Consider the following 13,101-nt stretch of genomic DNA (forward strand, 5'->3'; position numbering starts at 1 on the left):
AGTCTTGATCGATATGCGCGGGACACTCCCCGGCACGGCTCGACGACCGGCTTTTGATGTCAATCGAGGCGAACGTATGATCCTTTCGGAGAAAGACCATCCTGCGAATGCATATTACGTAAACTGCCGGGAATAATACTCAAACTTGCGCGGAGCGCGCCGGGCAATTCACGCGATCGTATTTCAGCTGGCGCAAATATGCAGGAAAACGGCGCGATTGAAATGCAACCGAAGCGCTATAGATACCTGTCCGTCAGCGACATTGCGGCGTCTGAACTACGACAAATGGCCTTGCCTTTGCGAAAAAATTGGCATTCTCTCGCCGCTTCGAAAACCAAAAAAGGGGAAGGATAACAAAAATGACATTGGCAAAAATCAACCTCCGTACAGCGATGCTGCTGGGATCGATTCTCATCGGCGCGAGCCCTGCGCTCGCGGAAACGGTCCTGCACCGGGGCAATGCCGGCGAGCCGCAGACGCTCGACCAGGCGCACACCTCGATCAATATCGAAGAATTCATTCTGAAGGACCTCTATGAAGGCCTGACGATCTATGACGCAGCCGGCAAGGTCGTTCCGGGTGCTGCCGAAACATGGGACCTCTCCGACGATGGCCTGGTCTATACCTTCAAGCTGCGCGCCGACGCCAAATGGTCGGACGGCTCTCCGGTCACCGCCGAGGACTTCGTCTTCTCGCTCCAGCGCGTCGAAGACCCGAAGACCGCGGCCGGCTACGCCAACATCCTTTTCCCGATCAAGAACGCCGAAAAGGTCAACAAGGGCGAAGTGCCCGTCGATCAGCTTGGCGTGAAGGCCGTTGACGACAAGACTTTGGAAATCACCCTCGAGCGTCCGACGCCCTTCTTCCTGGAACTGCTGGCGCACCAGACCGCTCTGCCGGTCTCCAAGGCCAGCGTCGAAAAGAACGGCGCCGATTTCGTCAAGCCGGGCGTGATGGTGTCGAACGGCGCCTACAAGCTCGTCGCCCACACGCCGAACGACAGCCTGACCACCGAGAAGAACCCGTCCTACTGGGACGCGGCCAACGTCAAGATCGACAAGGTGATCTTCTACCCGATCGACGACCAGGCAGCCTCCGTCCGCCGGTTCGAGGCCAAGGAAATGGACCTTGCCTACAACTTCTCGGCCGACCAGCTGGACCGGCTGCGCAAGTCCTATGGCGAGCAGGTCCATGTTTCTCCGACGCTCGCGACCTATTATTACGCCTTCGACACCCGCCAGGAGCCCTATAGCGACGTCCGCGTTCGCCGTGCACTCTCCATGGCCGTCGACCGCGACTTCCTCGCCAAGGAAATCTACTCCGGCTCGCAGCTGCCGTCCTACTCGATGGTGCCTCCAGGCATGGCAAGTTACGGCGATCCGGCAAAGGCCGATTTCGCTGACAAGTCGCAACTCGACCGCGAAGATGAGGCGCTCAAGCTGATGAAGGAAGCCGGTTACGGCGAAGGTGGCAAGCCGCTGGATATCGAGATCCGCTACAACACCAACCCGAACCACGAGCGTGTGGCGACCGCAGTCGCCGACATGTGGAAGAACACGTTCGGCGCCAAGGTGTCGCTGGTCAATCTCGACGTTTCCTCGCATTACGCCTACCTGCAGGAAGGCGGCAAGTTCAACGTCGCCCGCGCCGGCTGGGTGGCCGACTATGCCGACGCCGAGAACTTCCTGGCGCTCAGCCTCTCTTCGAACAAGACCTTCAACTATGGCCACTTCGAGAACCCCGAGTTCGACGCCCTGATGAAGAAGTCCTACGAGGAGATCGATCCGACCGTCCGCTCCAAGACGCTTCACGAAGCCGAAGCGTTGCTGATGAAGGAGCAGCCAATCGCGCCGTTCCTGACCCAGGCCGATCTCTGGCTGGTGTCCGACAAGGTGAAGGGTTGGCAGGATAACGCTGTTAACGCGCATCTGAGCCGCTTCCTGAGCGTTTCCGAATAACGGATTTTTGACGCACGGCAGTCGTTGGCTGCCGTGCGTCACGGTCAGAGAGCAAAACCATGATCTCCTTTGTCCTGCGCCGCCTCGCGAGCGCCGTGCCGACGCTGTTCATCGTCGTCACGATTTCCTTCTTCCTGATGCGGTTCGCTCCCGGCGGCCCCTTCAACCTTGAGCGTCCGCTGCCGCCGCAGACCATGGCAAACCTGATGGCGACCTACCATCTCGACCAGCCGCTCTGGAACCAGTACCTCACCTATATCGGCAATGCGGTCACCGGCGATTTCGGACCCAGCTATATCTACAAGGACAACACCGTCGCCGAGCTGATCGGCAAGGGCCTGCCCTATTCGATGGAACTCGGTTTCTACGCCCTCCTTCTGGCCCTGGTCGGCGGCGTGCTGGCCGGCACCATCGCAGCGCTCCGGCAAAATAGCGCTCTCGATTTCCTGATCATGTCGGTCTCGACCGTCGGCGTCACGGTGCCGAACTTCGTCGTCGGCCCGGTATTGACCCTTGTCTTCGCCATCACGCTCGCTTGGCTTCCGGCCGGCAGCTGGGGCGACGGCTCGTTGCGCTTCCTGATCCTGCCGATGATCGCGCTTGCCTTGCCGCAGTTGGCGGTGTTCGCCCGGCTGACGCGCGGCTCGATGATCGAGGCGCTGCACACCGACCATATCCGCACGGCCCGCGCCTACGGCCTGCCGTCGCGCACGGTGGTCATCACCCATGCGATGCGCGCCGCCATGCTGCCGGTCGTTTCCTATCTTGCGCCCGCCGCAGCAGCGCTGCTTACCGGCTCGGCGGTCGTCGAGACGATCTTCACCATTCCCGGCGTCGGCCGCTATTTCGTGCTCGGCGCCATCAACCGCGATTACACGCTGGTGATGGGAACCGTGGTGCTGATCGCCATCTTCGTCATCGTCTTCAATCTTCTGGTCGATATTCTCTACGGCCTTCTCGATCCGAGGGTTCGCCATGACTGATATCCTCACCACCCCGCTGCCGCCTGAAACAACCAGCAGGAGCCTTTTCCAGCTTGCCACCATGCGCTTCCGCCGCAACCGCGCCGCCATGGCCGGCTGCGTCACGCTGGTGCTGATCACGCTGTTTTCCTTCCTCGGCCCCTATTTCATCAGCCACACCTACGACCAGGTCTTTCCGTCCTACGTCTCGATCCCGCCGAGCTTCGAGCCTCGACCGGACGCGTCGAGCCTGCAGGAAGTCATGGAAGGCGTCGCAGGACGGGCACGCGTCGACCTGAAGGAGTTCGCCGTCGAAGGCCAGACCTTCACGGCCACCGTGACCTCCGACGCGCCGATCGATCCGCGCACGACCCGCTATTTCGACCGCGCCAACGAATTCGACAGCACCCAGGTCGTGGCAACCGAGGACGACGGCAAAACGCTGAAGCTCACCGGCAGCGTCTCGCGGGAATATTTCCTGTTCGGCACGGATTCGAACGGCCGCGACCTGATGGCCCGCGTCATGCTCGGCGGCCAGATCTCGATCGCCGTCGGCCTGCTGGCGAGCCTCGTCTCGCTTTCGATCGGCGTTCTCTACGGCGCCACGTCAGGCTATATCGGCGGCCGCATCGACAATGTCATGATGCGCTTCGTCGAAATCCTTTATTCCCTGCCTTTCGTCTTTCTCGTTGTCGTGCTCGTCGTCTTCTTCGGGCGTTCGTTCATCCTGATCTTCCTCGTCATCGGCGCGGTGGAATGGCTGGACATGGCCCGTATCGTCCGCGGCCAGACCCTGGCTCTGAAGCGGCGTGAATTCATCGGTGCGGCGCAGGCGCTGGGGCTCACCGACTGGCAGATCATCCGTCGCCACATCATTCCCAATACCATCGGGCCTGTGGTGGTCTTCGTGACCGTCGTGGTGCCGAAGGTGATTCTGCTCGAAAGCTTCCTCTCCTTCCTCGGGCTCGGCGTCCAGGCGCCATTGACGAGCTGGGGCGCGCTGATCGCCGAAGGCGCCAACAACATCCAGTCGGCGCCGTGGCTGCTGATCTTCCCGGCGATCTTCTTCGTCCTCACCCTGTTCTCGTTGAACTTCGCCGGCGACGGCCTGCGCGATGCGCTCGACCCGAAGGACCGCTGACATGACTGATAAACGGGAAACAATTCTCACCGTGCGCAACCTCAAGGTCACGTTCACGACGCCGGACGGCAACGTGGAAGCGGTCAAGGGCATCGATCTCGACGTCAAGGCCGGCGAAACGATTGCGGTGGTCGGCGAATCCGGCTCCGGCAAGAGCCAGACCATGATGGGCATCATGGGGCTGCTTGCCGGCAACGGCCAAGTCACCGGCTCGGCAAAATACCGTGGCCAGGAGCTGGTGGGCCTTCCGCTCAAGGCGCTGAACACGGTGCGTGGCGCCAAGATCACCATGATCTTCCAGGAGCCGATGACCTCGCTCGATCCGCTCTACACCATCGGCCGGCAGATCGCCGAACCGATCGTCCACCATCGCGGCGGCAGCTTCAAGCAGGCACGCACCCGCGTGCTCGAACTGCTCGAACTGGTCGGCATCCCCGACGCGAAAAGGCGGATCGACAGCTATCCGCACGAGATGTCCGGCGGCCAGCGCCAGCGCGTGATGATCGCCATGGCGCTGGCCAACGATCCGGACATCCTGATCGCCGACGAACCGACGACGGCGCTCGACGTCACCATCCAGGCGCAGATCCTCGATCTGCTCAATAAGCTGCAGGCCAAGTTCGGCATGGCGGTCGTGCTGATCACCCACGATCTTGGCATCGTCCGCCATTTCGCCAACCGCGTCGCGGTCATGCGTCGCGGCGAAGTGGTCGAGACGGGAACCACGGCTGACATCTTCGAGCGGCCACAGGCCGACTATACCAAGATGCTGCTGGCCGCCGAGCCGCATGGTCGAAAGCTTTCTCCCGGCGACAAGGCGCCCATCATTCTCGAAGGCGCGAATGTCGCCGTCGACTATGCCACCGGCGGCGGCCTGTTCGGCAGTTCGGCAGGTGTCTTCCGCGCCGTCGATGGCGTCAGCATCCGGCTGAAGGAAGGTCAGACCATCGGCATCGTCGGCGAATCCGGATCGGGCAAATCGACGCTCGGCCGCGCTCTCCTGCGACTGGTACCGAGCAGCGGCCGCTACCAGTTCGGTGCAACCAACATTTCCGACTTCGGCCGCTCCGCCATGCGGCCGCTGCGCCGGCAGCTGCAACTCGTCTTCCAGGACCCCTACGGATCGCTATCACCACGCCAGACGGTCGGCGAGATCATCACCGAGGGCCTTTATGTCCACGAGCCGCAGCTCAGCCGTGCCGAGCGCGACAAACGGGCCATCGAAGCCCTCAAGGAAGTCCGTCTCGACCCGGCGGCCCGCAACCGCTATCCGCACGAATTCTCCGGCGGCCAGCGCCAGCGTATCGCCATTGCCCGCGCCATCATCCTGAAACCCAAGGTCGTCATTCTCGACGAGCCGACCTCGGCGCTCGATCGTTCGGTGCAGGGACAGGTGATCGACCTCCTGCGCGATCTGCAGAAGGCGCACGGGCTTTCCTATATCTTCATCAGCCACGATCTATCGGTGATCAAGGCGATGTCGGATTATGTGGTTGTCATGAAGAACGGGAAGATCGTCGAGGAGGGCGATACCGACGCAATCTTCGAGTCGCCGCGTGAAAGCTACACGCAAACCCTGATGAGCGCCGCCTTCACGGCCTGACCAAAGATATGTCGGGGATCGACAGCCCCGGCATCGCAATCGCCCTTGCCTATTCTTGTCGTCTCAATCCAGGCTCCCTAATCTTGTTCCGGGAGCCATCGGCGTTGGAGCGAACATATCGGCAAGATCCGGATACCGCTGGGCGTCTCCAACCTCACCTTCGGCGGGCCGCGCAGCAACCGGCTGTTCATCACTGCGACCCAATCGGTCTATTCGATCTATGTGACCGCGACCGGTGTCCAGCAGCCGTTAGATTATTCCTTGGTATCGCCCCGGTGCTTCAACTGCTGCTCGCGGAAGAAGATGAACAGGCCGGAGGCGACGATCAATCCAGCGCCAATGATCACGGTCCAGCGCGGCGTATCGTCGAAGAAGATCCAGCCAAAGACAACAGCCCAGAACAGCAGCGTATATTGCAGCGGCACGACGGTGGCCGCATCCGCCAGCTTGAGCGATCGGCTGACCAGCAGATGGGCCATCATCGCGACGATACCGAGCAGGCACAGCGCAAACAGCGCCTGCATATCCATCGGTGCCCAGCCGGCGGTATTGGCACCGACGCCCACCAGCGAAAAGATCAGTGCGCCGCTCAACTGCCAGAAGATCAGCGTCGTATCCGGCGTCGAGCGCAAGGTCCGCCCGAGAAGCAGCGCGAAGGCAAAGGCAGCGCTGCCGACCAGGGCAATCAGTGCCGGCAGCGAAAAGCTGTCGCGCGACGGCTCCAGCGCAATCAGCACGCCGGCAAAGCCGATCAGGATCGCCGTCCACCGCCGCCAGCCCACATGCTCTCCCAAAAGGAACGGCGAGGCCGCGGCAACGTAGATTGGCGCCGCCAGCCAATAGGTCATCGTGTCTGCAAGAGGCATATAGGCAACGGCGAAATAAAAGGCTGACGCATCGACCGCGAACAGCAACGATCGCAACGCATGCAGCCAGGGCCGATCAACCTGGATCAGGCTGCGCCAGCCGCGCTTGATGAAAAACGGCGTGAGCACGATCAGCGCCGCGACGCTGCGGATCGTCATCAACTGGCTGACGGAATAGGTCGAGACCAGCCATTTTCCCATGACGTCGTTGAGCGAAAACATCAGCATGCCGAGCAGCATGATCAGCACGCCGTTGCGGGCGGCGTTCGGTGTGTGGATGATGGACGCTGTTTCGGCAGTCATGGCGCGGATTCCGGGAAAGATGTCCGCCACTCGCATATTCCCACGCCTCAATCCATCCCCGAAAAAGGATGGTTCGATCAACAATCGGAATGCAAGCCGCGTCCGGCGCGCCTATCCCTTTGATTTTGCAGTGCAGCATGATAGAAATTCCCTATCGACACATGCAAAGGAGGCCATTGAAAGAACAACGAAATTCGGTCAAAAGCCAGTGCAAGGCAATATTTTGATCATGTTTCTTCTATCGGCTAGACGCCAAGGGTTGCTGCGTTCATGGGCAAGACTGTTTTCATCGGCAAACGCTCCAATGCGGCGGGCGGCTGGGGCGCGCTGAAGAGCTGCGGCAAGCGGCTTCTGGAAAGCGGCTCCCCGATTTCGGGCGCTCGCGCCCTCATGAAGGCCAACCAGCCGGATGGCTTCGACTGCCCGGGTTGCGCCTGGGGCGATCCGGAACATGGATCCTCGTTCGAATTCTGCGAAAACGGTGTCAAGGCCGTTGCCTGGGAAGCGACCGACAAGCGCACGCCACCTGATTTCTTCGCCGCCCATACCGTGACGTCCCTCCAATCGTGGAGCGATTACGAACTGGAGCAGCAGGGCCGGCTCACCCATCCCATGCGCTACGACCCAGCGACCGACACCTATGTCCGTACCAGCTGGGACGCAGCCTTTGCCGAGATCGGCGAAATCCTCAACGGCTTCGACACGCCGGACCGGGCGGAATTCTACACCTCCGGCCGCGCCTCCAACGAAGCCGCCTTCCTCTACCAGCTGTTCGTCCGCCTCTACGGCACCAATAATTTTCCTGACTGCTCCAACATGTGCCATGAGGCCAGCGGTGTCGCCATGAAACAGGCGATAGGCGTCGGCAAGGGCACGGTGCTGCTGGAGGATTTCGAAAAGGCCGACGCGATCTTCGTCATCGGCCAGAACCCCGGCACCAACCATCCGCGCATGCTCGGCGACCTGCGCCGCGCCGCCCAACGCGGCGCGAAGATCGTGGTCTTTAATCCGGTGCGCGAGCGTGGGCTTGAACGCTTCGCCGACCCGCAGGACAAGCTGGAAATGCTGCGCGGCGGCTCCACCGAGATCGCCAGCGACTATCTCCAGCCACGTCTCGGTGGCGACATGGCGGCCGTGCGCGGCATGGCCAAGGCCGTTTTCGCAGCCGACGACGCGGCCCTTGCGGTCGGACAGCCCTCCGTTCTCGATCGCGCATTCCTGGCCCGGCATACGGCGGATTTCCAAGCCTATCGCGCCGCCGTCGATGCCACGACCTGGGCCGAGATCGAGGACCAATCCGGCCTGACGCGGCTCGAAATCGAGCGGGCGGCCGACACCTATCTCAGCGCCGAACGGGTAATCTGCACCTGGGCGATGGGCGTGACACAGCACCGGCATTCGGTGATCACCATCCGCGAGATCGCCAACTTCATGATGCTGCGCGGCAATATCGGCAAACCGGGCGCCGGCCTCTGCCCGGTGCGTGGCCATTCCAACGTGCAGGGCGACCGCACGGTTGGTATCAACGAGAAAGCGCCGGCAGCCTTCCTTGATGCGCTGGAAAAGGAATTCGATTTCAAGGCACCGCGCAAGGAGGGCCACAATGTGCTCGCCGCGATCGGTGCCATGCTGGACGGCTCGGCCCGAGCTTTTATCGGCCTTGGCGGCAATTTCGCACGCGCGACGCCCGACAGCCCGATCATCGCCAAGGCGCTCGCCCGGCAGAAGCTGACGGTCAATATCGCCACCAAGCTCAATCATTCGCATCTGATGCCCGGCGAAGTCAGCTTCATCCTGCCCTGCCTCGGCCGTACCGAAATCGACCGGAATTCAAAAGGCGTCAGCCAGATCGTCACCGTCGAGGATTCGATGAGCATGGTCCACGGCTCCGGCGGCATCAACAAGCCGGCATCGCCCGAACTGCGCTCCGAAGTCGCCATCGTCGCCGGCATCGCGGCTGCGACCGTCGGCTCGGCAAAGGTCGACTGGCAAGCACTTGCCGACGACTACGACCGGATCCGCGATCATATCGCCAATGTCATTCCGGGCTTCGAGAACTATAACGAGCGCGTCCGCAAGCCGCGCGGCTTCCACCTTCGCAATTCTGCTGCCAACCGCGAATGGGAAACACCGAAAGGCCGTGCCACATTCTGGACCGGACCGCTGCCTGCCGCCGTGGAACATCAGGTCGCCCGCGGCCAGGACGGCGTCTTCGTGCTGCAGACCTTCCGCTCGCACGATCAGTACAACACCACCATCTACGGCATGGACGACCGCTATCGCGGCGTCTATGGCGGACGCAACGTCGTCTTCATCAACCCGGCCGATCTTGCCGAACTCGGCGCCGAGGCGGGTGATCGCTCCGATGTGATTGGCCGGAGCAGCGACGGCATCTCCCGTATTGCCAGCGACTTCCGCTTCGTCCCCTATGACATTCCGCGCGGCTGCGTCGCCGGCTATTATCCGGAGCTCAACGTGCTGGTGCCGCTGTCGAGCGCCGGGGACGAAAGCGACACGCCGACCTCGAAATCGGTGCTCGTGTCGTTCCGCACGAAAGCCGCGACGGCAGCCGCGGCCTGATGGCGGACGATGTTTGGCAAGCCGATTTCCTTGCTTTCGTCGAGGCGATCCGCGCGCGGGACACGACGCTTTCACCGCTCGCAGCAGGGATCGTCGCTGCCGTTTTCCAAGGCATCTCCGCCGACAGCCGCTCCTTTGCCAAACTGTTCGGTATCGCCCATGCGCTCGTCCTGCGCGAGATCAACATGCTTTCCGGGCCGGATGCACCCCTCGAAATCATCCGCCGCGAGACCCGCACACAGAGAACGCACATCAAACTTACGGTAAAAGGCGAGGCTCTTTGTCGCCTCATCCCTTGACCTCAGCCAAAGGATCGCTAAATAAACACCAACTTCGCGGTGCAGGGCATTCTAATACGCCTGCGGAGTGAACCTGATACCGGGCCCCTCTGGCGAGAATTTACGGCGCTCTCGTGATGTCGGTATCACCCCGCAAATAAGCCGGCGGACTATAAGCAAATGACACTCAACCTCATGCGTTCCTCGCATGCCGTCCATGGCATGCGGGATTTTTCCATCCATTCGGCCCGTTTCTCCAGCCTTACCGGATCGGAGGTGCGGCCATGACAACCGCTCCCCAGACATCGACGCTTGGCTATTTCAAATGGTCCTTCATCCTCACCGCCGTGGGCCTTGCGCTCGGCGCATGGCTCGGCTGGACCACCACCGGCACACTGGGCGGCATGGCCACCGTCTTCTTCGTCTGCACGGTGCTTGCCGTACTGGAAATCTCCCTCTCCTTCGACAACGCCATCGTCAACGCCAACAAGCTCAAGGAAATGACGCCGGTCTGGCAACAGCGGTTCCTGACCTGGGGCATTCTCATCGCCGTTTTCGGCATGCGTATCGTTTTCCCGCTGCTCATCGTCGTCATCGCCGCCAATATCGGGCCGATCGACGCGCTTGTGCTGGCCGCCTCGCGCCCGGAAGAATATGCCCGCATCATGAACGAGGCACATCTGCCGATCGCCGCGTTCGGCGGAACCTTCCTGATGATGGTCGGCCTGAAATTCTTCTTCGACCATGAGAAGGACGTCCACTGGATCAAGGCGCTGGAACGCGGCATGTCGCGGTTTGCGACGATCAAGGGCGTGGAAATCGCTTTTGTACTTGCGCTGATCCTGGTGTTCTCGTCCTTTCTTGAAGGCGAGGAAGCCACGACCTTTGTCTACTGCTCGATCTACGGCCTCCTGACCTTCCTTGCGGTCGAGATGATCGGCGGGTTGCTGGACGCATCGCAGCAGACGATGAGTGCCGCGGCAAAGGGCGGCGTCGGCGCATTCATCTACCTGGAAGTGCTGGATGCCAGCTTCTCCTTCGACGGCGTGATCGGCGCCTTCGCCTTGACGCAGAATCTCTTCGTCATCGCCATCGGCCTCGGCATCGGCGCCATGTATGTGCGCTCGATGACCATCATGCTGGTGGAAAAGGGAACGCTTGCCGAATACCGCTACCTGGAACACGGCGCCTTCTACGCGATCCTGATCCTCTCGGTGATCATGTATTGCCAGACGCTGGTGCATATTCCGGAAGTGATCACCGGTCTTGGCGGCGCTGCCCTGATCGGCATCTCGCTCTGGTCGTCGATCCGCTACAACAGGCGCGAAGACACTGCACACAGCGAACAGACCCGCGCCGAAGCATAGTAGCACTTCGGATCTGACCAAAAAAAGCCCGCCAATCATGCGATTGGCGGGCTTTTTACATGGATTAAACCAATGTCGGCCAACGGAAGCCCGTGGCGCGCAACAGAGCGCGCCGGGGTCCGGAATTAGCCGCGCTTGACGGAATTGAAGTTCTTCGGATCGATACCGAGCGTGTAGAGGTCGCGGTCCAGCGGACGGCGGTGACCCTCGACTGCTGCGGCAGCGGCCGTGGCCGCGCCAAAGATGGCGATGGCATTACCGAAAAAGCCTCGGGCAGATTTACGGGCACTCATCTCTTTACTCACTTTCCTAAGTTGTTCATCGTGTTGTTCGATGACAGGAATATGAGACTTGGCACCCTTCTTTACAACGCACAGGAATTCATCCCAGCCATGCAAATAGAAAGGGCCCGGTTAACCCGTGAACTGATCTCCGATCGTTGGCGTCCAACTTTTGGAGATCAGTTCACTTGAGCCAACCAGGCCCTTTCCGTGCGACGTCTTGGGAGGAGCGTCGTTAGTCTTCGCTTGCCGCAAGCTGCGAAAGCACTTCACCACGTCCTCGCGCCCGCAGGATCAGCGGCACGATGAGAGCTGCGGCGGCAATCACCAGCAGCACGGCTGCGACGGGCGATGTAAACAGTACCGTGACATCGCCCTGGCTGATAGCCAGTGCGCGGCGAAGCTGCTGCTCGGCCAGCGGCCCGAGAATCAGGCCGACGACGACAGGCGCGATCGGATAGCCGAAAATGCGCATGACGTAGCCGAGCAGACCGAAGGCGAGCAGCATGCCGAGCTCGAACACCGACGGATTGGCACCGATGGTGCCAAGCGTCGCAAACAGCAGGATGCCGGCATAGAGCCAAGGCTTCGGGATGGTCAGGAGCTTCACCCAGAGGCCAACCAGCGGCAGGTTCAGCACCAGCAGCATGAAGTTGGCAATGAGCAGGCTGGCGATCAGGCCCCAGACCAGCTGCGGATTGGTCGCAAACAGCAGCGGACCGGGCTGAAGACCATATTGCTGGAAGCCGGCCAGCATGATGGCCGCGGTCGCCGTGGTCGGCAGGCCGAGCGTCAGCAACGGCACCAGCGTGCCGGCAGCCGAGGCATTGTTGGCGGCTTCCGGGCCGGCGACGCCTTCGATGGCGCCATTGCCGAACTCTTCCGGATATTTGGTCAGCCGCTTTTCCGTGGCGTAGGAGAGGAACGTGCCGATTTCGGCGCCGCCCGCCGGCATCGCGCCGATCGGGAAACCGATCGCCGTTCCGCGCAGCCACGCCTTCCACGAACGCGCCCAATCCTGCCTGTTCATCCAGACGGATCCCTTGACCGCTTCGACCTTGTCCGGGCCGAGGTCGCCTTGTGCCGCGATATAGAGCGATTCGCCGATGGCGAACATCGCGACCGCCAGTGTCGTCACCTCGATTCCGTCGAGCAGATCCGGAATGCCGAAGCTCATCCGCGCCTGGCCGGTCAGCTGGTCGATGCCGATGATGGCCAGCGCAAAGCCGATGAACAGCGAGGTCAATCCGCGCAGCGTTGAATCGCCGAAAGCCGACGAGACGGTGACGAAGGCAAGCACCATCAGCGCGAAATATTCGCGCGGGCCGAAAACCAGCGCCAGCTTGACGACGAAGGGCGCGATGAAGGCGAGCGCCAGCGTCGCGATCAGGCCTGCCACGAACGAACCGATGGCAGCGGTGGCAAGCGCTGGCCCGCCCCGTCCGGCCCGAGCCATCTTGTTGCCCTCGAGCGCCGTGACAATGGACGAGCTTTCCCCGGGCGTGTTCAGAAGGATGGACGTGGTCGAGCCGCCGTACATGCCGCCATAGTAAATCCCGGCGAACATGATCAGAGAACCGCCCGGATCGAGCTTGTATGTCACCGGCAGCAGCAGCGCCACGGTCAGCGCCGGGCCGATGCCCGGCAGAACGCCGACGGCAGTGCCGAGCGTCACGCCGATCAGCGCGTACAGAAGGTTCATCGGCTGGGCTGCAATAACGATGCCCTGCAGCAGAAATTCGAATGTACTCATGTCAGGGCC

10 protein-coding genes and 1 pseudogene are annotated in these 13,101 nt (G+C 61.6%); 8 read left to right on the forward strand and 3 right to left on the reverse strand.

Annotated features, from left to right (window positions below; all coding sequences use genetic code 11):
* Positions 1–359: 359 nt before the first annotated feature.
* The 5 genes and pseudogenes from J2Z75_RS10500 to J2Z75_RS29195 all read left to right on the forward strand — a co-directional run.
* Entirely contained in the window at positions 360–1,958 is a 1,599-nt protein-coding gene (locus J2Z75_RS10500) for a peptide ABC transporter substrate-binding protein (protein WP_209851596.1), read from the forward strand.
* Positions 1,959–2,017: 59 nt separating this feature from the next.
* Entirely contained in the window at positions 2,018–2,941 is a 924-nt protein-coding gene (gene oppB / locus J2Z75_RS10505) for an oligopeptide ABC transporter permease OppB (RefSeq protein WP_209851598.1), read from the forward strand.
* Positions 2,934–4,061, forward strand: coding sequence for an ABC transporter permease (locus J2Z75_RS10510; protein ID WP_209851601.1), 1,128 nt, complete (start codon positions 2,934–2,936; stop codon positions 4,059–4,061). The genes oppB and J2Z75_RS10510 overlap by 8 nt, the downstream gene beginning before the upstream one ends.
* 1 nt (position 4,062) lies before the next feature.
* Positions 4,063–5,664, forward strand: a complete 1,602-nt coding sequence (locus tag J2Z75_RS10515) for an ABC transporter ATP-binding protein (RefSeq protein WP_209851604.1) — start codon at positions 4,063–4,065, stop codon at positions 5,662–5,664.
* A gap of 117 nt (positions 5,665–5,781) precedes the next feature.
* Positions 5,782–5,913 (forward strand): annotated as a pseudogene (locus J2Z75_RS29195) (SMP-30/gluconolactonase/LRE family protein); the annotation flags it as partial.
* A gap of 5 nt (positions 5,914–5,918) precedes the next feature.
* On the opposite strand, the gene J2Z75_RS10520 reads toward J2Z75_RS29195, so the two are convergent.
* Positions 5,919–6,833, reverse strand: a complete 915-nt coding sequence (locus J2Z75_RS10520) for a DMT family transporter (protein ID WP_234937272.1) — start codon at positions 6,831–6,833, stop codon at positions 5,919–5,921.
* Between the two features lie 270 nt (positions 6,834–7,103).
* Here J2Z75_RS10520 and J2Z75_RS10525 point away from each other — a divergent pair, with 270 nt between their 5' ends.
* From J2Z75_RS10525 to J2Z75_RS10535, 3 genes are all read left to right on the forward strand, one after another.
* Positions 7,104–9,413 (forward strand): FdhF/YdeP family oxidoreductase, encoded by a 2,310-nt coding sequence (locus J2Z75_RS10525; RefSeq protein ID WP_209851610.1) that lies wholly within the window; start codon positions 7,104–7,106, stop codon positions 9,411–9,413.
* On the forward strand, positions 9,413–9,712 hold the full coding sequence (locus J2Z75_RS10530) for a hypothetical protein (RefSeq protein WP_209851613.1): 300 nt from the start codon (positions 9,413–9,415) through the stop codon (positions 9,710–9,712). Before J2Z75_RS10525 ends, J2Z75_RS10530 begins: the two co-directional genes overlap by 1 nt.
* 263 nt (positions 9,713–9,975) lie before the next feature.
* Positions 9,976–11,058: a DUF475 domain-containing protein gene (locus J2Z75_RS10535; RefSeq protein WP_209851616.1), complete on the forward strand. Its 1,083-nt coding sequence runs from the start codon at positions 9,976–9,978 to the stop codon at positions 11,056–11,058.
* Between the two features lie 125 nt (positions 11,059–11,183).
* Here J2Z75_RS10535 and J2Z75_RS10540 read toward each other — a convergent pair whose 3' ends face one another.
* Together J2Z75_RS10540 and J2Z75_RS10545 are read right to left on the reverse strand one after the other, a co-directional pair.
* Positions 11,184–11,351 carry a hypothetical protein gene (locus J2Z75_RS10540; protein WP_209851619.1) on the reverse strand — a complete coding sequence of 56 codons (168 nt, stop codon included), beginning with the start codon at positions 11,349–11,351 and terminating at the stop codon, positions 11,184–11,186.
* Between the two features lie 223 nt (positions 11,352–11,574).
* Positions 11,575–13,092: a tripartite tricarboxylate transporter permease gene (locus J2Z75_RS10545; protein WP_209851622.1), complete on the reverse strand. Its 1,518-nt coding sequence runs from the start codon at positions 13,090–13,092 to the stop codon at positions 11,575–11,577.
* Positions 13,093–13,101: the final 9 nt, after the last annotated feature.

It is taken from the genome of Rhizobium herbae (assembly GCF_017873135.1).
Taxonomy (GTDB): domain Bacteria; phylum Pseudomonadota; class Alphaproteobacteria; order Rhizobiales; family Rhizobiaceae; genus Pararhizobium; species Pararhizobium herbae.